This is a genomic window from Alcaligenes sp., assembly GCF_050255915.1.
In the GTDB taxonomy this organism is placed as follows: Bacteria; Pseudomonadota; Gammaproteobacteria; order Burkholderiales; family Burkholderiaceae_B; genus Alcaligenes; species Alcaligenes aquatilis.
Genome location: NZ_JBFWIQ010000008.1, coordinates 114,545 through 135,328, shown reverse-complemented (window position 1 = coordinate 135,328; position 20,784 = coordinate 114,545). Strand labels below are relative to the sequence as shown.

Annotated in this window: 13 protein-coding genes; 2 read left to right on the top strand and 11 right to left on the bottom strand. The window is 57.2% G+C overall.

Annotated elements, in window-relative coordinates:
- Nucleotides 1-161: 161 nt before the first annotated feature.
- Nucleotides 162-1,892 (top strand): methyl-accepting chemotaxis protein, encoded by a 1,731-nt coding sequence (locus AB7E06_RS11985; protein WP_395029844.1) that lies wholly within the window; start codon nt 162-164, stop codon nt 1,890-1,892.
- Nucleotides 1,893-2,178: 286 nt separating this feature from the next.
- Nucleotides 2,179-3,834, top strand: coding sequence for a methyl-accepting chemotaxis protein (locus tag AB7E06_RS11980; protein ID WP_376913810.1), 1,656 nt, complete (start codon nt 2,179-2,181; stop codon nt 3,832-3,834).
- A 160-nt stretch (nt 3,835-3,994) separates the two neighbouring features.
- Here AB7E06_RS11980 and AB7E06_RS11975 read toward each other — a convergent pair whose 3' ends face one another.
- The 11 genes from AB7E06_RS11975 to AB7E06_RS11925 form a co-directional block, all read right to left on the bottom strand.
- Nucleotides 3,995-5,311, bottom strand: a complete 1,317-nt coding sequence (locus tag AB7E06_RS11975; RefSeq protein ID WP_376913811.1) for a DUF445 domain-containing protein — start codon at nt 5,309-5,311, stop codon at nt 3,995-3,997.
- Between the two features lie 287 nt (nt 5,312-5,598).
- Complete coding sequence (locus tag AB7E06_RS11970; RefSeq protein WP_395029843.1) at nt 5,599-7,188, bottom strand: vWA domain-containing protein; 1,590 nt, start codon at nt 7,186-7,188, stop codon at nt 5,599-5,601.
- 6 nt (nt 7,189-7,194) lie between these two features.
- Entirely contained in the window at nt 7,195-7,701 is a 507-nt protein-coding gene (locus AB7E06_RS11965) for a hypothetical protein (RefSeq protein WP_094196152.1), read from the bottom strand.
- Nucleotides 7,702-7,706: 5 nt separating this feature from the next.
- Nucleotides 7,707-8,438 carry a hypothetical protein gene (locus tag AB7E06_RS11960; RefSeq protein WP_094196151.1) on the bottom strand — a complete coding sequence of 244 codons (732 nt, stop codon included), beginning with the start codon at nt 8,436-8,438 and terminating at the stop codon, nt 7,707-7,709.
- Between the two features lie 47 nt (nt 8,439-8,485).
- Nucleotides 8,486-10,042, bottom strand: coding sequence for a formylglycine-generating enzyme family protein (locus tag AB7E06_RS11955; protein WP_094196150.1), 1,557 nt, complete (start codon nt 10,040-10,042; stop codon nt 8,486-8,488).
- Nucleotides 10,032-11,240, bottom strand: coding sequence for an ABC transporter permease (locus tag AB7E06_RS11950; RefSeq protein ID WP_094196149.1), 1,209 nt, complete (start codon nt 11,238-11,240; stop codon nt 10,032-10,034). Before AB7E06_RS11950 ends, AB7E06_RS11955 begins: the two co-directional genes overlap by 11 nt.
- Nucleotides 11,231-11,944: an ABC transporter ATP-binding protein gene (locus AB7E06_RS11945; protein ID WP_094196148.1), complete on the bottom strand. Its 714-nt coding sequence runs from the start codon at nt 11,942-11,944 to the stop codon at nt 11,231-11,233. The genes AB7E06_RS11950 and AB7E06_RS11945 overlap by 10 nt, the downstream gene beginning before the upstream one ends.
- A 1-nt stretch (nt 11,945) precedes the next feature.
- Entirely contained in the window at nt 11,946-13,940 is a 1,995-nt protein-coding gene (locus AB7E06_RS11940; RefSeq protein WP_094196147.1) for a vWA domain-containing protein, read from the bottom strand.
- Complete coding sequence (locus tag AB7E06_RS11935) at nt 13,937-14,983, bottom strand: hypothetical protein (RefSeq protein WP_094196146.1); 1,047 nt, start codon at nt 14,981-14,983, stop codon at nt 13,937-13,939. The genes AB7E06_RS11940 and AB7E06_RS11935 overlap by 4 nt, the downstream gene beginning before the upstream one ends.
- Nucleotides 14,980-17,550: a virulence factor SrfC family protein gene (locus tag AB7E06_RS11930; protein WP_376913814.1), complete on the bottom strand. Its 2,571-nt coding sequence runs from the start codon at nt 17,548-17,550 to the stop codon at nt 14,980-14,982. Before AB7E06_RS11930 ends, AB7E06_RS11935 begins: the two co-directional genes overlap by 4 nt.
- 5 nt (nt 17,551-17,555) lie before the next feature.
- Nucleotides 17,556-20,774, bottom strand: a complete 3,219-nt coding sequence (locus AB7E06_RS11925; protein ID WP_094196144.1) for a virulence factor SrfB — start codon at nt 20,772-20,774, stop codon at nt 17,556-17,558.
- Nucleotides 20,775-20,784 lie beyond the last annotated feature (10 nt).

Below are 20,784 nucleotides of genomic sequence, written 5' to 3'. Positions count from 1 at the left end.
AGACAACAGTTTCACGCTTTGTTCTGCTCCGCCATTCGCAAAAATATAAGGCTTTTGACAATTTAGCTTGTTTCCAGACAAACCGAAGCCTATGCCTTTTGCATGGTCCATGCGGGCTTGACGGCCCCCCGCGCCCCCTTTGTTCTCCTCCAGGATGATGAATGCGTAAGAATTTCCCCATTACCCAGGACGAGGTTCGCGTCCGGGCCGATCAGTACCTCATTTCAAAGACCGATCTGAAAGGTCGAATTACCTACGCGAACGCGGCCTTTATTGCAATCAGCGGCTTTACGCGTGAGGAGCTGGTTGGCAAGGCTCATAATCTGGTCCGTCACCCCGACATGCCGCCCGAGGCCTTCCAGGATTTCTGGGATACCTTGCAAAGCAAACGCCCCTGGATGGGCGTGGTCAAAAACCGTCGCAAAGACGGTGGCTTTTACTGGGTGTACGCCATGGCGGTGCCCATTTATGAAAATGGCACAGTGGCCGGTTATGCATCCGTGCGCGTCAAACCCAGCCAGGAACAAATCGACGAGGCAGAAAGCCTGTATGCCGCCATCAATGAAGGACGCGCCAAGGGCGTGCGCTTGCATGAAGGCCGTGCCGTTCCCACAGGCTGGCGCAAAGCCCTGAGCCAACTACGCCGCCCTTTCAGCAATTCCCTGCGTGCCAGCCTGTTCCGCATGGGCACCTTGGCGCTGGCGACCACCGGCACGGCCCTATACTTCGCCCTGACCGGTGGAGTTCCACAAGGTTCGGGCTTGTGGCTGACGGGCGGCTTGTGTCTGGCCAGTGCCGTGATGATGGGCTACGGCTGGCTGATTGCCCAACGCGTGATCCGCCCCCTGGACCAAGCCTCTCTGATTGCTCAACAAATTGCGACCGGCAACCTGCAACTGGACATTGACCTGAACTCCAGCGAAAGCAATTCGGAAATTGGTCAGCTTTACTTCTGTCTGGATTTGATGCGCAAGAGCCTGGTGGGGATTGCCAGCGACGCCCGCGCCGGCATTGACGCCTCTATCCATGCTGCGCGCATTTTGGAAGTGAACAATACCAATCTGGCCTCGCGCACTGAGGACCAGGCCGCGTCCTTGCAAGAAACCGCCGCCAGCATGGAAGAGCTGACGGTGACCGTACGCCAGAACGCCGACAATGCCAATCAAGCCAGCCAACTGGCCGATGCCAGTATGCAGATTGCCCAACGGGGTGGCGAAGTGGTCAATGAAGTAGTGCAGACCATGCAAGGCATTCACGACAGCTCGCGTCGTATTGGCGATATCGTCACCGTGATTGAAGGCATTGCCTTCCAAACCAATATCCTGGCGCTGAATGCGGCCGTGGAATCAGCCCGTGCTGGTGAAGCAGGCCGTGGTTTTGCCGTGGTGGCCGGTGAAGTGCGTAGTCTGGCCCAGAAAAGCTCGCAAGCCGCAGGCGAGATCAAAAACCTGATTGATGCTTCGGTGAACCGCATGGCCGTGGGTGCCGAGCAAGCCGCCCGCGCGGGCGACACCATGGGTGAGGTCGTCGATTCGGTTAAACGCGTCACCGACATTATTGGCGAGATTTCCACCGCCTCGATCGAACAAGCCAGCGGTTTGGATCAGATCAACGAAGCCATGGCCAAGATGGATGGAGTCACCCAGCAAAATGCAGCCTTGGTGCAGGATCTGGGCAACACCATGAGCGATCTGGCCACGGAAGCGTCCGAACTGGCTGACGCGATCAAGGCCTTGAATACCGGTTCAGCCGAAACCACCCAAAATGCCCCCGCGTTGACCCAACTGAGCAAGGCGCCCACCATGCAGGTGCTGTCTTACCAGAACACGCCCCCCTTTCAGGCTCAAAGTGCCAAAACAGCGAACGCCCGCCTGGAAGCGATTCGCCGCTAAACCATAAAATCAGGCTCGGCGGTTCCCTCACCGAGCCTGACACAACTGACAGCTAGACAAAACAATAAATCTGGGATCGAGTTTTAAACCCGACATCCCTGAAAAAAATAATCAATAATAAAATCAACTAACTAAGACACAAAACCCTGCCCCTTAAACCCTGGGTTCTGCATGTCATCACAATGAAACATTTAGACTCTAATACAAATACTAGGTAACAAAATTGAGTCGATATGCAACATAATGATCTGTCCTTTTCCGCCTACGTCTTTAACAGGGCCAGATCATGCGTGAAAATCAAGCCATTACGTCTCATGAAACACAGGTACCCGAAAAAACCTATTTAATCTCCAAAACAGACCTGAAGGGGCGCATCATTTACGCCAATCCGGTCTTTATCGAGGTTAGCGGCTACAGCCACAATGAGTTGATCGGGGCTCCCCACAATATCGTGCGCCACCCCCATATGCCCGCCGTGATTTTTCAGGATTTATGGCAGACCCTCAAGCAACGACGATCCTGGTCGGGACTGATCAAGAACCGCCGCAAAGACGGCGGCTTTTACTGGGTGAAGGCCCGCGTCATTCCTTTAATCGAAAACGGCCGCGTCAATGGCTATGCCTCGGTACGAGTACGCGCCCAGCCCAAAGAAATCAAAGAAGCAGAATATCTGTACCACTCCATCCAGCAACAAGGGCTGCGCGGCTTTCGTCTGCATGAAGGCCAGTTGCAAGCCAGAGGCTGGCGCTCTGCCCTGAGCACCCTGTTGCAGCCCTTGAACCGCAGCCTGCGCGCCAGCTTGCTGCGCTTCGGGGTTCTAACAGGCGCCTTGGTCAGCCTAAGCGTTGGACTGCTCCTGGGCAGTGGTGCCTCGGGCTCCTATCTGACAACCGGGCTAGCCTGCCTGGGGGTGGTCAGTCTGGCCACGCTGGCCTATGGCTGGATTGTGACCCAGCGCATGATGCAACCCCTGCACAGTGCCACCCATATCGCCCAGCAAATTGCGACTGGCAATTTGCTGATCGACCTGAACCCGCAACACACCCGCAGCCAGGAAATTGCGCAACTGTACTTTTACATGGATATGATGCGCAAAAGCCTGCTGAGCCTGGCCACCGACGTGCATCAAGGCATTCAGGCCTCGTTGGATGTCTCCACGCAAATTGCAGACGGCAACCGCCAGTTATCCAACCGTACCGCCGCCCAATCCGGCTCCTTGCAACGCACAGCTGCAAACATGGAGCAACTGACCATGAATGTGCAGCAAACCGCAGACAATGCCCGACTGGCCAATCAGTTGGCCGACCAAAGCCTGTCCAATGCGCGCCGTGGAGGTGAAGTGGTCCAGGATATGGTCAGCACCATGCAGGACATCCACAATAGCTCCGAACGTATTGGCGATATTGTGTCAATTATTGAAGGGCTGGCGTTTCAGACCAATATTCTGGCGCTGAATGCCGCCGTGGAATCGGCTCGGGCCGGTGAGGCCGGCAAGGGTTTTGCGGTGGTGGCTGGTGAAGTACGCAGCCTGGCGCAAAAAAGCGCACAGGCCGCTGGGGAAATTAAAACCCTGGTGGAAGATTCCTTGGCCCGCATGGCAACTGGTGCTCATCATGCAAAACGCGCCGGCACCACCATGGATGAGATCATGCAGTCGGTCTCGGATGTCACGCATCTGATCAGCGAGATCTCCACGGCTTCTAATGAGCAAGCCAGCGGCTTAGCACAGATTAACGATGCCGTCTCCACCATGGACAATGACACCAACGACAATGCCGATCTGGCCCGCAGCCTGGGAGAGACCGTCCACGAGCTAAGTCGCCAGGCACAAGAGCTGAAACTGTCCATTCAATTGCTGAATACGGGTGTGGCTAGCCGCTCCACGTATGTCCCTGATCCGAATGCCACCCAGGAGCCTGTGCCCTTGCTGAAAGTGGCCTGATAAAAAATATTGGGGGCAAAGCGCCAAACATCTCTTAGCCCCCCTTATATTCCACATTCGACAAGGCCGTGGATTAAGCCCATCCTGATCAGCAATGCCCTGTTATGTTTTCCAAACACGGCCAAGGCGTTCGCATAAGGCTGATCTAGCAGGCTCTTTTTTAAACCAGACCCAATAACAGGATCGCGTGCAGGCCTACACCAACCAAGCCGCCCACCACCGTGCCGTTAAAGCGTATGTATTGCAGATCCGTACCTACAGTCAGTTCCAGCTCGCGCACCAGTTGCCTGTCATCCCATTGACGCACGGTGCGCGCGATATGGTCTTTGGCCCCCTCGCGCAATTGCTCGGCCAGGCCCGCTGCCGCGGATAGCATATGTTCATTCAAGGTTTCACGCAGCGTCGCATCCGTATTCAAGCGCGTACCCAAATCCTGAGCGACCTGACGCAGATGGGCCGCCACAGAAGAGTCCTCTTTGGCCAGGTCATTGCGTACAACTCGCATGACATCCGTCCAGACACCATCAATGTACTCACCCACATCCTTATGGTGCAAAAAGCGCTGCTTGATGGCCTCCACCTGCTCCATCAACTCCGGGTCCTGACCCAAACGCTGAATATAGTCGTGTACCCATTGCTCGTAATCCTTGCGCAAAGGGTGCTCGGGTTCGCTCAAAATGGTTTGCACTTCGTCCACCAGGGCACGCGCCAGACGGTCCGCCATTTTTCCCGATAGCTCATCTACCGACGTGACCACTCCGACCATGGCCAGGAGCTTGGGCCATTCACGCTGGGCGTAGCGCACCAACACATCGGCCACGCGCTGCTTGACCGCCTCATTGGACAGATAGCCACCCAATTGCTGCAAGACCTCATCGAGCAGGCGCTGGTGCCGGGCATTGCGTGTCAGCAGCCCCAGAATCTGGGAACTGGAGCCAGCCATATCCACCCGCATCAAATAGCCGCGTACGCCATCGGTCAGTGCTTGTTTGACACTGCGCTCGTCCAGCAAACGCAGAGCCTCACCCATAGCGGTTTGCAAGGCACGGCTGACACGTTCACTTTGTTCGGGTTGCGACAGCCACTGCCCCAAGCGCGCCGCCGGGTCCAGACTACGCAGCTTTTCCAGCAGCATTGCGGAGTCCAGAAAGTGGTCGCGCACAAAGACGCCCAGGCTTTCACCCAGGCTGTTTTTCTTGTTGGGAATAATCGCAGTATGTGGAAACGGCAAACCCAGCGGGTGGCGGAACAAGGCGACGACAGCAAACCAGTCTGCCAACGCACCGACTGTGGCGGCTTCGCTAAAAGCACGCAGCCAGGGCCAGAATGCGGCGATAGGTGCCGCCTGGCCTTGCCGCATCATGGCGTGACTGAGCAGGAACAGACAGATAGTCAGCGCCAACAAGGCCAAAGCGCTGCGCTTCATGCGGCGCAGGCGGCGTTCGGGCGAGTCAGGGCGAGAGGATGATGTAGACATTTCCACAGTCTATGCGTAGTTCAGCGCAAAAGCGGTATTGAATAGTGCGAAGCCAAGTCTCGGGGAAAACGATTCCAAGCCTCAGACCACCCGTTCTGTCACAGAAATCTCATTGCGAGCCTGGCATCACTTACAGTCAATGCGGACAGAGCCAGACCTCAGCCCTCTTGGCAAGCTCACACATGGTCACCAGGCCCTTATTGTGACCCTGTCTTTTTCTGCCTGTCCAGAAACGAATCAGCCTGGGCGAACCCAGGCTAATCACGGCACATCATCAAGCTATGTGTTTATTTGCAGGCTTGCTCGGCGCGCTTCACAAAGTCCGTTGTGGCATCACGCAGGGCTTTGGCGATCTGACCAGACTGCTTCGGAGCCAGCGTGACCCCGCCAGTTGCCGTTGCCGCGCAGGCCGACAGACCCTGGCCGGTGATATCCACCACATTGATACGCAAACGTGGCTTGGCACGCGCAATGCTGCGCGACACGGCACAAATATCCTGATCGCAACCGTCATTGCCATCCACAAACAAGACGATCAAGGCATCCCGATTCACCCCATCGACCCGGCTGGCCGCCAGATTCAGGGACTGCACCAGGTTGGTACTGTCCTTGGCCTCAATATTCTGGATCAAGCTCTTCAAGCGTCCACGCTGTGCAGTCGTAAAGCGGCCCTGGTAATTGGGTACTGCACACTGCTGCGCAAAGGTCACCAAGTGCAGATCCTGCCCGGCTGGCAAACTGTCCACCATGCTGGAGAACGCACTGCGCGCCGCATCGATACGCGACGTACCCCGGAACAGGGTTTGAGCACGCTGGGTTGCGTAATCGCTCCAGGAGCCCATATCGTCCAGATCCTGACTGAAGAACCACTCCTCGTCCTGGATCTTGGCATCGACGCTCAGCAACATGGACATGGAGGAATCAAAAATGATGTAGACCTCGAGCTTGAGCACTTCACCCTTCTCGTCCTGAGCACACACAAAGTTAGGATCAGACGACACCTTGGGACCCGGCTTGGGTTTGAGTTCAGGCTTGGGTTTCGGTGGTGGCTCGGGCTTGGGCGGCGGCTCCGGTGCAGGAGGCGCAGGCGGCTCTTCCACCACGGGCTCGGGTACGGGCTCTACTTTAACTGGCTCGGGTTCCGGTTCAGGAACAGGCACCACCGGCTCTTCGGGTGGTGGCGCTGGAGGGATAACAGGCTCTTCCACCACAGGATCAGGCTTGACCACGGCGGGCGGCTCTACTGGTACCACCTCCTTGTCCCACCAGCCCGGAGGCCACTTGAACCACCACGACAAGAACAGCGCCAGCAATACAGCCAGCAAAGCAGCCAGCAAGAACCACAGCCACGGACGACCTTTGGAGGTGGCCCCCGTCGTCGCCGCAGCCCCTGCCCCCACGACTGCTGCCGCAGGCACCACAGGAGGCACAGGCGATGGGGGCGCCACCCGCTTCTGATAGGACTCGAACAAGGGCTCGGGCGACAGCGCCGGGTTCTCGCTCATGACCAGCAAAGGCTTGCCGCCTACGCTGTAAACCGCCCCTTTGGCCGACACATCTTTCAGCAAGGCTTGCAGCGCTTGCGCGTCCTGCGTCGCCCCCTGCTCTTGCAGTTGGCGGCTCAGAACCTCGATCCGGTCCAGCGATTGCTGGTAACGCGCATCCAGAGCCTGTTGCTGTGCCGCCGACAAGCTGCTTTTGGGCACGGCCTGGCCCTGCATGCCCGTCCACCAGGCTGTGGTGTCAGAACCATCAACCTGATAGGTGGAAAACAGATGCGTTAAGGGTTCGTCCTGGCGTTTCAGTACATTGAGCGCATGCTGATGCTGCTGATAGGCCGAGGATGGTCCAACCGAATCAAGAATGACGCGCTGCATAGGCTTTTACTCGTCGTATCCCAAACTGGACTGCAGGCGGCTGACGTCTTTTTGCAGCTTCTGCAATTGCTGCTGCTTTTGGGCGATCGCGGCCGGACTGTTGTCTTCGGTAGAGCGGTTCACGTCTTTCAGGCCTTTATCGAGGTCCTTGAGCTGGTTTTGCAAACCGGCTTCTTTGCCTTTGCTGGCCTGCAAACTGCGAACCAGTTGCCCCATGGAGCGGTTCAACGCCGTCTGGGCCTGACGCTGCTGGGCCAGACTGGCCTTGCTCAGGCTTTGCTGTGTCTGAATATCCTTGTAAACCTGATGAAACAGCGCATTGGCTTCCTGCGCGCTCAGCAGGCTTTGTTCGCGCGCATCAATATGCTGGCGATACGCACCCGAGGTGTCGCAACTGATTTTGGTAAAAAAGCCGGCGTCCTGATCAGAAGGATCACATTCGCTCATGGTAGTGGCACAACCGGCCAGCAAAAGGCTGGCTGCCAAAGGGGCCCAACGCAGAAATACTCTCATAATCCTTAACCCAAAGTAACGGCGGAACGCATGGAATACAGGTCGTCTACTTCTTTTTGCAGTACGGCCACTTTCACATTCATCTGGTCAATCTGACGATCCAGACGCTGGACTTCGGACTTCTTGCCCCCGTCCTTGCGTTCAGCATCGGCCACGTCGCGGTACAGACTGACCTTTTCGTTCATGTTTTTCAGATCACGATTGAGCACTTCGATATTTTTATCGATACGGGCCAACTGCTTCTCAGCCTGTTTTTTCTCCATCGTTTTTTCTTTCAGGTGCTTTTCGATTTCAGCAATCTGCCGCTTGTCATCAGCAATCACTTGTTGAGCCGTATTGGTGCGCTCAATGATGTTGGCCGTATCCGCTTCGACGTCGCGCTGCATGGCGGCCAGACGATCCGAGGTATTGGCGTATTCCGTGCGGCGCTGGTCCAGATAGTAGTTGGTCCCCATGGCGACACCGCAAGCGGCCACACCCGCAATAATCGCGCAAGCCGCTTTATTGCTGGAGTTGGACAACATGCAAGCCAGTACACCCACTGCCGCGGCACCCGCACACGCCTGAAAGCCCGAGCGGCTAAAGAATTTGGCATCCTGACCACTGGTCAGACGGTCATCGGCCTGGGTACCGCCCAGCAAACTACTGCCAGTACTGGCACAACCCGAGAGCAAGGCCACGCCCAGCATCAGGCTGCCCAGCAAAGTTCTAGGGGTAAAACGGCGCACGTGTTGCATAACTTCCTCTTCCATTTGAAGTACGTCTATTTTTATTGACTCGTGTTTTACGAGTTGGGCACGGATTTACAACTGTTTTTCCAGGCATTGATATCAATGGCATCTGTTTTCAGATAATCCTTCTGATTTTTCCAATGCACTTCCAGGTAGGGTTTCAGGGCACTGAGGCTCTTGTTTTGTTCCATCATCTGGCGCTCTACCGGCACCTGTTTTTCCAGCAAGTTCAGACCATACAAGGACGAGGCATCAATCAAATTGCTCGCATAATAGCGGGCCAATTTGGCGACACGGTCTTCCTGTTCGTCCAACTTCACTTTGCGGCTGGCACATTGCTTGTCGTCCGTATCGGCTTCACACAAGGCGTCATAATTTCGGTACAGCAATTCCACGAACAGCACGTCGTCCTTCAGCTTGGTGCACAGGAAAGAGCCCAGCTCCAGGTTGGCGCGAATGGCTTGATCTCGCATCTCCTCCTGACGCAGATTGGCTGCTCGCAAATCTCCTTCCAATTGCTTCAACTGGGCTTTGAGCTTGTCGTCTTCCAGGCTGCTGGCCAAAGAGCCCAAGCGCTGCACGGCGGACTCTTCAGCTGGTTCATTCGGGTTCACCGTGCCTTGCTCGGTGCCCAGGGCTTGCCAGCTCTTTTCAATAGCCTGCACACGCTCGCGTGAGGTCAAGGCAATCGACACCAAGGCCAAACGCATGCCGGTTGTTTTGGCTTTTGTTGGCCCTTTAGGTCCGTAGTACGCCAGCTCTTTACGCGCCGAGGATCGCAAGGCTTCGGGCTTGGACAGGAAATTACCGCCGCGCACCACAAAACCGCCGGCTTGCCCGTGCTGACGATCCAGCTTGTTCAAGCGGAAGGACTCCAGAATGATCTCGTCCACATTGCCCAGCATGTCATGCAGGCCCAGCGGGTTGGGCTTGAGCCGTCCCATCAACTGAACCGCCCCGTTGGAGGACTGGGCACCGGCATACCACTCGTAGTCATTCATGCCCTCAGGCATGGGGTAACGCACATCACGGAACTCGGCCGAGGACAGGGCTGAGCCGCCGCGGGCAGCATATTCCCATTCAATTTCCGTAGGCAGGCGCACAAAACCGGCCAAACCATCTTCTTTGGGCAGCTTGTCGGCCGCGTTCTCGCGCAGCCACTGGTTGTACAGATCGGAGAAATGCACCGCATCCATCCAGCTGATGTCGGTCTGCGGCACCACCAAGTTGTTCTTGGGCGTAGGGCAAGTGGCTTCGGTCAAGGCCTGGTACTGCAACTTGTTCAGCTCGTACTTGGCCATCAGGTAGTAGCGCGACGAACCCGCCTTGCTATCGGTAAAGCTGCCTGCAATGAACTCGGGGCGCTTGTGTTCGATATAGCCCCACTCCTCGGCTTCCTGCCCCACCACCACACGCATATCATCCAAAGGACCGGCGACAGGCACGGCCACACGGCGAAACACCATGGCGCCTTCGCAAGGCATGGGCAGAACCACATCGCCTTCGGCTGGCTTGGGGTTGTAGTACTTCTCGTCCCAGGGCGCTGCCTGCGCCACTGCGCTGAAACCCAGCAGCAAGCTGGCTGCACTAAACAACGGTCTAAATTTCACGCAAACTCTCCGCAGGTTGAACACGAACGGCCCGCCAGGCTCCGATTGCTGCCACCACACAAGCCAACCCTGCCACCATCAATAAGGCGTACAGGGCATGGGCCAAGGTAATGCGACACACGAAGTCCGTCTGCAGGCCATCTCCCACCAGTAATTGATTGAATAAGGTACTGCCCAGGCCATACAGGCCCAGTCCCAAGGCGTAAGCGAGCAGGCTTAACAAAATGGCCTGAATCAGCACGTAGCGGATGACGCCACCGCTATCAATACCCAGCAAACGCAGGACCGCCAGATCTTTACGTTTACGATCCACGTTCGCTAAAAATGCCCCGCCCAAAGAGGCGGCGCAGCCCACAATGGCTGTCAGAGCGATCACACCAAAAATCAAACTAAGCACCCGATTAATGGCGCGTACATTTTCAATATCGGCGTAGCGGCTGGCGACTGGAATGCCTTGCTGCTCCAGTCCTTTTGCCACCTCGCCGACCTGATCAATCGTACTGGCATAGACACGGGCGCGGGCGTAAAGCACGGGCATATCGGTGGCTAAAGGCTTGCCAGTCAGCAGGGAAAAGTCGGGGATTTGAAAACCATCGCGAGCGTACTCCAGGGCCAGCAAAGTTTCCGGGGCGACGAATACAGCAGGACGCGAATAGCGGTGCTCCGCCAGCACATCTACCACTGTCATGGCCTTGTTGCCCTGTTCAAGCTGCCCGTCCAGGCGACGGTTCAGGCGCAGATGCACAGACTCACCTGCCGTCCAGTTCAAACGACGGGCGGCTTCTTGAGTCAGGATGATTTCATTGGGAGACAAGTCACGGGCCTGAGTTTGCAACAAGAGATCGCCCTGTGCGCTGGCCAGTACTTCTACATTTTCCAGAAAGCGGCGTCGGTCCAGGCGCAGATCCGCCTGGGTATTCAAGGAGCGCGTCATGCCAATGGCATAGCCCACGCCGGGCATTTGACGCAGCTTGTTCAGCCAGGCTTGGTCAAAGCTGCCGCTGCTCAACATCTTCACTTCCAGATTGCGCGGATCTTGCAGCAACTCTTGCTGCAACTGGGTGACCACACCGTGCTTCAGACCAAAGAGCAGCAGCAAGGGGGCCACTACGGCCACCATGGCAGCAACCATGCAAAAAGAGATGCGCCAGTCAAAACGCAAGTCGGCCCAGGCCAGACGAAAGACGTTTACAAACATGGGGCGGCAACCTCGGGAACAAAAATGCTCAAGCCCGGTTCCAGCTTGGCTTGCAAGCGTGGGATAGCGAACTGGCTCAAGCTGTCCCAATCGTGCGAGACCAGCAAAACCGCCAAATCCAGTTCCTTGGCCAGACTGAAAAACAGCTGGAACACATTGTGAGCCGTTTCGGGATCCAGAGCGGCAGTAGGCTCATCGGCCAGCACCAGACCTGGGGCGTGAGCAATGGCGCGAGAAAATGCCACGCGCTGTCGTTCCCCAATCGACAAGGCTGAAGGATACAGATTCAGCAGCCGCTCCAGGTTCAGGGTGGCAATAGCGGCGTCTAAATGGTCTGCCTTGGCAGGCAAACCCAATAATCGACGCGGCAAAACCATGTTTTCCCAAACCGATAGATACGGCAGCAAGCCGCCGTTTTGCAGCACAAAGCCCAGGTTTCTGGCCCGCCATTGAGCCAATTCAGACTCGCGCCCGCTGGCATACAAGGCCCTGATATCCTTGGCCTCTTGACCCAAGGTGAAAACCTGGGCCTGAGTGGGCCGCAGGAGCAGCCCCAGGGTTTCCAGCAAGGTGCTTTTGCCGCATCCGCTGACGCCAGTCACGGCCACAATCTGCCCCGCCTCCAGAGCAAGCTCGGGCAGTTGCACACGAAAAGCGTGGGGGCCGTGCCCCCGGGAGACCTCTAGCTGCTGAATGCGGAGCATGTCAGGGCATCATCTCCAAAGGCACGGGATAAACGTCATCACGTGCATCGGCGCCTTCAGCCAAGGACACCCAGCGATCCGCATCGGCGTTATAGCGCTCGTAGTGGCGCAGCTTGGTGCTCAGATCGCGAATGAATTTTTCCTGGCTCAAGGCATCCCAGCTGGTCCACGTATCTTCATCCAAAGTCAGCACCGCGCTTTGGTAAGGCAGATCTTCCAGGTACTCGCTCATCAAACCCAGTTCGGCTAGCTTGGTGCCCTTTTCCTGTTTCAGGGTGCTGGGGTCCGCTCCCATCGCCGCCGCCACGGAACGCAGGCGGTTGAACATATCAGTAGGCGAGATCATGCCTTCATTAGCGGCATCCAGAATCTGTTTGACCACATCGCTCAAGTCACTTAGTTGGGCTTTGGTCAGCAGGACTCGGACGTCGGTTGTCGGGATGTTCTGACGCACCAGGTCACGGTCGCTGATCCAGGCATGGAACACTTCAGGCGCGGTGGTGCCCGTAGTTTTGCCCAAATACGCCAGGCGCATGGCATGGCCGATCAGCTCGGCGTCGGTCAGCATCTGGTCGGTAGTGGTGTCGCCGGTCTCCTGGGCACGCGCCGCACTGCCAATCGCATCCCCTCCCTGGTAAGCCACTTTGACCTGCTCGGTCAGCGCGGTCGCCAGGTTATCAACCATCTTGCCAAACTGGTTCACGTCACCGGCATTAACCGGGTAGTACAGCGAGGTCTGTGTGCCACCGTAAGTGGACAGTTCGCGGTACTGGTCTTCGGCCTTGGCGTGGTTGTTCTTGCCCGATGGCGTCTTCAAATGCAGGGTGTAAATCGCCACGCCGGGCTTGGCCGCTTCAATACGCAGTTGTGGCGCGTCCAGTCCGGTCGAGGAGTACTTGTTATTACCTTCCAGCGCCCCGGCATCCGTAATCAGCACCACATAACGTGCGCCAAAATTGTTCCAGTTCACCTTGTCCAGCGCTTCCAGCACGCCCGCGTAGGCATCTTCGTCATAAGCAACGGTAGATACCTTGGCTTGCTTCAAGTCCGACACTTTGGACAGGAAGTCTTCACTGCTGGTCACGGTATTGGGGTCCGCATACACATGCGTCAAATACTCGATCCCTGGCGCCGCTTCCATATTGGAGCGAAACGCGATCAGACCAAACTTGACCTGATCGGACAAGCCCTGCTCTTCCACCTTGCTATAGACCTTGCGCACGGCCTCGCGGGTGCGATCAATGTAGGGGTCCATGGAAATGGTGGAGTCAATTACAAAGACCACGGCAGCGCTAAAACCCTTGATCTGGGACGTGCGTTGGGCGGCGTCCTGATCCTGGGTTTGCTCAGATTCTTGTTTGGCGGCTTCCGGCTCTTTTTGATCTGCGGTGTGCTTGGTGACGGACGCCACATTCAGCAAACGGGTACGGAAGCCGTTTTCAGTCATGACCTCTTCGCCACTCAAAACGGGCAAGAGGTAGAACTGTTCCTGCACGTCCACAAAGTACTCGGGCTCTTGCGCCAATACGCCCTCTGTTTGCGAGTCTTTACGCAAAGCCTGACGCATAGGGGCCACCAAAGTGGCCGGGTCTGGCGTGTCCAGCACTTTTTCCAGCAAGGCGCGATCCTGGAAAAACAGCATGCGATCGCGGTTAGCCGGGTTGGTGAAGGCCAGGGTCAACTGCATTTTCCAGTCCACCGTGCAGGCCTTGTCCAGCCAGCCTACGGTTTTGCCCTGGCTATCCGGGCCAACTTGCACGCGCTCTGCCCCGCCCTGCTCGGTACGCTGATAAATGTAAAAGCGGCTGAACGCAGGAACCGGCTTGCCCTGCTGATCCGCTTCCGAAGAGAACAGACGGCAGGACGGTGTGGTCAGAACACGTTGATACAGCGTCTTCTTGCCCTCTTGCAGCAAGGGAGCCGCGGCCTGTGCCTGGCTTGCGCCCAACAGGAGAGCACCAAGCAAACTGAATCGAACAAGGGGACGCATCATCATTGACTCAACTCCTGGAAGCGGGCCTTGGCTTGCGCGTTATCAGGCTCGGACAGCAAGACGGTTTCATACCAGTATGCAGCGGTAGCAGGATTGGGCTTGCTAAAGCAGGTGTTGGCCTGGTGATCTTTGGGGTCGTATTCACGGGCGTAAGCCATGGCGATTTTCACATCACCGGACTGTGCCTTGTTCACGTACAAACGCTGGGCCACGTCACACTGTTCCGCTTTTTTGGCTTCTTCAATCACAGCCAGCCATTGCTCGGAGGTTTTGCTCTCCTTGACGCACTCTTGCACAAATTGCAGGCCGGGACGGTCTGCCAACTTGTCCATGGTGCAATTGTCTGTTTCCACCACCGCAGGCCTGGACTCTGGAGCATCGGGCACGGCCGGGCTGTCGCCCTTGGCGGATTGGCTGTAGAACCAGTAGCCTGCTGCGCCTGCCAAAATCAACAAAAGAACAAGCAAGACGATCCATTTGCCCATGCCACCTTTTTTGGCGGGAGGCGCGACAGGAGCCACCGTCTCCTTCTTGGGAGCAGGTGCTTCTACCTTGACCGGTTCGGGCTCTGGCACAGGCTCCACTACCTCAACCACCGGCGGTGTTTGAACGACAGGCTCCGGTGCGGGAGGTTCGGGCACAACCGCTGCTGGCATGGTCAACTCCATGGCCTGGGCATTGCCACCGGCCGTGGAAGGCAAGATCGCCTTGTCCAGCTTCAGCGGACTGCGGCCCAGCTCTTCGCCACTGCTATCGGCCAGGGTGATCTGATACGCATCACTGGCATTGGCCAGCAGCGAATCCACAATGTCAGCGTTCAGCAGGACGGCAATACCTTCTTCATGCTCGGTCCAGCCTTGCTGCGGCAACCAGCGCAAGGACGCATCCCAGCTTTGGGCCGAGTGCAAGTAATAGCTGTTCTGACTGCGCTGAATGGCGATCGAGTATTCGCCCAGGTCCAGCTCTTCATCCAGATCCCGCACATACAGACGAGCGCGGCCAGGGACCGCGGGCTCCAAAGCCTGCAAACTAAATCTTAATTTCATGCCACGCTCTTATCGGTAAATCGTTCCAGAATGCGTCCCAAGGCCTGGTTCTGTTCCAGGCTCAGTTCGCGGCCACCTTCATAACCGGCGTTATGCAAAGTGGTATGGGCCAAAGCGGCCAGCCATTGTTCAAAGAAAATCGCGCCGTGATCCTGGGGCTCTGCCGGCAGGACCGGCATGCCATCCTGGGCGAAGGCTTTGGGACTCTTGAAGAAGTCGTCGCTGCCGCCTTTCAGGTAGAACCAGGTCACAAACTCGCTGATCGCCATGGCCACATTGCAAACCTGACGATCGGCCAGACGCTCGCGACGCACACCGCTTTGACGACGCTTGGTCAGCACAGCCAGCAATTTGTCGCGCAAGGCCCAACGGTCCGAGGCCACAATCAGCTCTTCAACCAGACTGGAGAGCAAATCCACCGGCATGCGCAGCACGTTCTGATTGGTACGGCTGGCAGGCAGCTCGCGCAACTGGCTGACCCAGCTGCGGTACACCAGATCGGCGTACTGCTGCTCGAAGGGCTGCTCCTGGGTCAGAACGCCCGGCTCGTCCGGCTCGGACTTGCTGGACCCCAGGCTCAGGAACAGATCCCGCAAGGTGTCTTGTGGCAAGTGCAGCGCAGCCAGCAGCTCGCCCACAATGGCGCGGTAAGCAGGCAGTTCCTCTCGGAACTGTTTGGCCAGGGCTTCCTTGACCACCGACTGCCGGTCGCCGTCCTGGCTGTACCAGGAGTGCAGGGACTTCTTGACCAGGCTGTCATGCAAGCTACGGAACTGTTCCTGCAAGCGCATCAGCTTGAAGTCCAGGCCACCGATTTGAGCCACATACGCACGCAGACGCTGCATGCCGCCATCGTTCAAGGCCAGCATGGCATCCCAAGCTTCGGCGGGATCGCTTAATTGCTGTGCCAGTAGAGGGTTTTCGACAAAGCTACCGCGCATGCGCCCCATTTTGTCAGCCACGGATGCCGTAATGGATAGCTCCCGGCTTTCGGTGTCCAGATCAATAAAGGGTGTGGGCATACCGGGCTTGCGCACCAGGAAGGTGTTGGAGAAGGGCTGATCCGGACGCCATTGCTGCAACCATTCGCAGTGGCCGAAACGCTCTTTGAAGCTCATCTTCATCAAGCCGTCCCAGCTGTCGCGCACCTGGGCATCGTCCTGAATCAGGGAGGCGCCGATACGTTTGTCGAACATGGTGATGGCCCACATCAGCCCCACTTTACGGTTCTGGCGTTCCTGCGGCGTGGCACCCTGAGTGCGATGGACCCAGCGTGTCAGCACGGGCTCTACATCTTTCACATCGCTTTGCTTGTCCGAAGCGGTACACATGACCAGGCCATTCATTTCCTGCTGGTCGGTATAGCGTTCAAACAGATAAGCCACCTTGCCGCGCAGAATCAGTTGCGAAGCGGGGTTGCCACCGCTGCTTTCCGAAGCGGCACCGGCATCCTGCACGGACCGAATATTCAGGCGACCACGATAACCGGGGAAATCCAGCAGATCGACCTTGTCCACGCCGCCGCCTTGGGTCTCACCAATCAGGGGGAAAGTCAGCTCCACCGTCAACGCCGCCAGATGAGCCAAAGGCACTTCCACCGCTTGGGCGGCAACGACGGGCTGGCCATCCTGTTCACGCACGGGCAAGACGCTCAGACTTTTCTCGGTGGGGCTGCCCAGCGATTCAAGCACATCCACGTTCATGATGCTGTCTTGCTGTACAAAGCCATCGCCTTCGCGACGGATCAGCGCTGTCAGCGGTGCGTAGACCTTGCTGGGGTGACCCAGAGCCTGCAGCACTTTAGCCAGGCCAATATAAAGTTCGCTCAGCTCAGCCTGCTCGCCCCACAAGATGGAAAACAACTGTGCCCGGTCTTCCAGACGCAAGGAGGGGGCCAGATTGATGACCTCCGGCCAGTAGGTGCTATCCAGCAAGCGAGTGGTATTGCCAAAGCTGCTGCGCACGTAATCCCACAGGGACACGGCATCATCGGCGCTCAAACCAGCATCATTAGCACCAGCAAGGCTCTTGAGCGATTCGATCAAGGCCTTGATGCGGTCTGCGGCAAAGGTGTAGCCGATCTGTTCCTTGTCAAAGTCATTGAAATAACTATTGACCAGGATTTTCACCATATCGACTTCAGAGAAAATCTGCAGTTCGACGGGATAGGCATCAGGGCCTGCGGTGGCATTGCGGCTAAAGCGCGTCACCAGACCCGTGGCTTCCTTACCGCCCCCTGGAGGGTTCACGTGGCGCAGGAAGTCGATGGTTTCACCGCCGTAATTGGTTTCCAGGCGGCCATTGCCACCCGCGGCAAGACTGGAAATCAGATAAGACTTGCCCGCCTGCGACAGACCAAAAAAACCAATCGTCATGGGGCGGCCCGAGACCACACCCAGACTACGGGCGGTATTGCGGGCACGGCGCAGTTCCAGCACCAGGCTATCGGCCTGTGCGTTCAGGCGCTGCGACGAAGCGCGCGCCTGCATCACCCAGTCAATCGCTTGTCCGGCACCTTGGTATACGTTCTGCCAGTCCTGGCACAAATCCTGCTGTAAGGTCGTCATGTCCATCATTTGAGCACTACGCTCCCGCTATCGAGCCAATATGGAGAATCACCCAGGCCTGCTTCCAGCATGGTGTTGAGCTGGATACGGACGGCCCCTTTGGGCACGCCACTCAGTTTGAAATCTCGGGGTGCCGAGTTCTTGATCTTCAGACGATCGCTGATCAAACGGCGCCCTTGCCCACCTTGGGAAGCCTTATCCACCATCAAGGTCACTTCCATGGATGGCAGTTGGCCATCATCGTCGGGCGCATCGGCCATCTGGCGACGCACCTTCTCGTTCAAGTGCAGGTAATACAAGGGCGAGGCGGGCCAGCGCTCCACATCCAGCTGTCGATAACCCAGGCGCAAGTAACTGCCCTGCATCAAGAGGTGATAACCATCGGAGTCTTCGCTGCTGACACTTTCCAGCGTCACCATTTCCTCGCGGCTATCGGGGTCCATCTGGAGCACGTCCTTGTAGACGATGTCCTGATCCTTGATCTGATTATTGGAGTCAATAATCCCGATGTGGCGCAAAGTGGAACGCGGGCGCAGATTCGATACTTTGAAATTGAACTGGTCAATATTCATGTTGTAGCAAAGCAGGCACAACATGGCGCCTACCGAGGCCGTGCTCTTGGGATCGTCAATTCGACCATTGGTATGGAAGGGATACCAGCTACCGGTGCGGTAATTATGCAAAGGCAGCAAACGCGCTGGCGATACCGGCATTTGCGAGCGCATATAGGCCTGGACACCCGGCAGACGCGAAGGACGTCCGGCCATCAGCACAATGTCGCAATCGTAGTAGTTCAGCACCTCACTGAAGGCGCGCAAGGGGTCGTTGATGTTCAGGGAACCGCTGACCAGACCTTGGTGCAAATGGGCCAGATCAAAAGGCTGTTCAACCTTGGCCAATTCCAGATCGACGCGTTGACCGGCATGTTTGTGCAGCTCGTCCAGAACGTACTGAACGACCTTGCTGGAGACCCGTGGCAAAGCATCCGCCGAACCTGCCGAAGCATGGGACAGCGGTGCGTTGGCCTGATCGCCCTGCAAATGCTCGAACTCCAGCAGCTCGCCCCACGGCAAGGACTGGACGGCGCGCGGGTCTTCATGCGGATCGTAGGCTTCGTAGCGTTTCAGGAACTCCAGGCCCAGTGGTACAAAAACCTGCAGGGCCAGTTGCTGACGCAAAACGGCTTTATCAGCATCGGCTTTTTCATTGCCGCACAGCCGCGACAGGAACACATCCGTGTCTTGCACACCGGCATGGCTCAAGGCGTCTTCAAAAGCAGGCAGCACATAACGCTGAATGACGTCCAGCAAGATGTCATCCCCAGCCACGCGGAAACTGTCGCGGAAACGCTGCTTGGGCGAGATGGTCAGATTGCTGCCACCGCCCGCCCCTGCCGGGCGACGCAAGGTGTAGTCGCTGATCACGATATCGGTGGTACCGCCACCAATATCAATAATGCCCAGCGTCAGGGTTTCCCGATCTTCTTTGTAGGGAGCGGCAACCGCGTCAAAGAACTCGTCAGCATGGCCTGCAAAGTTCTGAGTAATTTCGGTAAACAGGTAGACCAGTTGAGAGCTGGTGGCTTCGTCCCACTCCACCCGGAACTCGGGCAGAGGCACAAGCAGGTTCTCCGGCATACGGCCCGACTCGGAAGGCTCCAGACCATAAGGGTCTTCTTCGCCTTGATACCAGTCCATGCTGGTCCACAACAAACCAATGGCCTGACGCAAACGCTCGGCCAGCAGGCTGCGCTCTACCAGCGGCATGCCGGGCGGCACGGTCAGAACGATATTACTCAAGCGACGTGGCTTGTTGGAGTGGCCTTGGCGTACCCGCTGGGCCGGGCTGTTGATTTGCAGCAGCGCCTGGGCCAGCACCTCGGTCAGCATGAAGGTCATGACCGAACTGCGTGAATAGAAAGGCTCGAACACCGGCAGACGATCATCTTCGTCCAGGGTGTACAGGGCTTCGCCACGCTCGTCGATATGCAGGGAGAACGGTGCCGCCAAGGCACGCGGTTCTGCATCGGAGCGGTCGTACTGCTGGCTGAAACGCCAGCCGTGCTTGTATTCGTTTTCATCCCACAAGTAACGCTTGGGGCTGGATAGCCCGGTCGTACCCTCGGTGCCGCGACGGCGGGCAGCCAGACGCGCGGCCTCATCCCCGACACGCACCAAAGTGGGCCAGGAAAAGGCGGTGGGACGTCCGCTTTTCAGGGACAAGTGGTTCTTGCCGAAGTCCGTCTGCGCAAACTCCACGCGACTTTCAAAAGGCTTGCTGTACACCTGATGTGGATGCGACAAGTCCCGCAATTGCAGCACATAGTTCTGCCGCAAGCCGGAATCGTCCTGACCGTGGTTTTCAATCAGAATCCCGCAAGTGCGCGAATTCCCCACGTCCAGCACCAAATCAACAGGAATGACCTGCTCACTTTGCCAGTTAGCGGCCAGCACCTTGATGTCCGGCAGACGCACCCAGGCCTCGGAGCGGCCATCCACACACTCATGCGGCGGCGCAAACAGGCTGAGCAAATTCAGGAAATGCAGCTGTGCCGAGTGCAAGGCGCTGACATCTTCACCAAAATCGATGTTGCGTGTTTTATTGACGTTGTCTTTATAGACTTCCAGCAACCATTCCTGAACCCAGTCGCGGTTCAGGAACCAGTCCATATGCGCGCTGTCGCAGGCAATGCGGAACAAGGCTCCGGCATTGATATCTTCACGCAAGGGGGCCAGGTAGGCCGCGCCCTCGGTCAGGTCCACCACACTGGTATCGCAGGCAAGCGTAATACGGTGCGTATTGCCGTCGCGATCAGGCGTTTCCAGGCGCACCACGCGCAGGCGGCTCCAACTGGCCGGGCCATGGTCAAAGCGATGCGGCGCCACAAAGCGCACATAGGGCACGGGCAGCCACAGGCCATCGAACAGGTCCAGGGTACGGCTCAAAGAGACATCACATTCCTGATCATTGCGGCCACCACCCTGGTACACCCCAACCTCGCCTTCGGGCTGATGGAACAGGGTTTGCTCCTGACCAAACTGCAGGCCTTCAAACAGAAAGCGCCAGTTCTGGCCGTTCGTGCTGAAGAAAGAATGGTTCAAGGTGCCCAGCTTCTTGCTGCCCAAAGTGGGAGCATTGATGTCAAAACCGAAGTCCATGAACTGGACTCCGGTGTTTTCAATCAAGGTAACCAAGCCATCGTGTTTGAGTAATTCAGGCAACATAAGATTCAAG

Excerpts from the sequence above, each read along its gene's own strand:
- AB7E06_RS11985 (WP_395029844.1), top strand. The coding sequence starts at position 162 with ATGCGTAAGAATTTCCCCATTACCCAGGACGAGGTTCGCGTCCGGGCC.
- AB7E06_RS11980 (WP_376913810.1), top strand. The coding sequence starts at position 2,179 with ATGCGTGAAAATCAAGCCATTACGTCTCATGAAACACAGGTACCCGAA.
- AB7E06_RS11975 (WP_376913811.1), bottom strand. The coding sequence starts at position 5,311 with ATGTCTACATCATCCTCTCGCCCTGACTCGCCCGAACGCCGCCTGCGC.
- AB7E06_RS11970 (WP_395029843.1), bottom strand. The coding sequence starts at position 7,188 with ATGCAGCGCGTCATTCTTGATTCGGTTGGACCATCCTCGGCCTATCAG.
- AB7E06_RS11965 (WP_094196152.1), bottom strand. The coding sequence starts at position 7,701 with ATGAGAGTATTTCTGCGTTGGGCCCCTTTGGCAGCCAGCCTTTTGCTG.
- AB7E06_RS11960 (WP_094196151.1), bottom strand. The coding sequence starts at position 8,438 with ATGCAACACGTGCGCCGTTTTACCCCTAGAACTTTGCTGGGCAGCCTG.
- AB7E06_RS11950 (WP_094196149.1), bottom strand. The coding sequence starts at position 11,240 with ATGTTTGTAAACGTCTTTCGTCTGGCCTGGGCCGACTTGCGTTTTGAC.
- AB7E06_RS11945 (WP_094196148.1), bottom strand. The coding sequence starts at position 11,944 with ATGCTCCGCATTCAGCAGCTAGAGGTCTCCCGGGGGCACGGCCCCCAC.
- AB7E06_RS11940 (WP_094196147.1), bottom strand. The coding sequence starts at position 13,940 with ATGATGATGCGTCCCCTTGTTCGATTCAGTTTGCTTGGTGCTCTCCTG.
- AB7E06_RS11935 (WP_094196146.1), bottom strand. The coding sequence starts at position 14,983 with ATGAAATTAAGATTTAGTTTGCAGGCTTTGGAGCCCGCGGTCCCTGGC.
- AB7E06_RS11930 (WP_376913814.1), bottom strand. The coding sequence starts at position 17,550 with ATGACGACCTTACAGCAGGATTTGTGCCAGGACTGGCAGAACGTATAC.
- AB7E06_RS11925 (WP_094196144.1), bottom strand. The coding sequence starts at position 20,774 with ATGTTGCCTGAATTACTCAAACACGATGGCTTGGTTACCTTGATTGAA.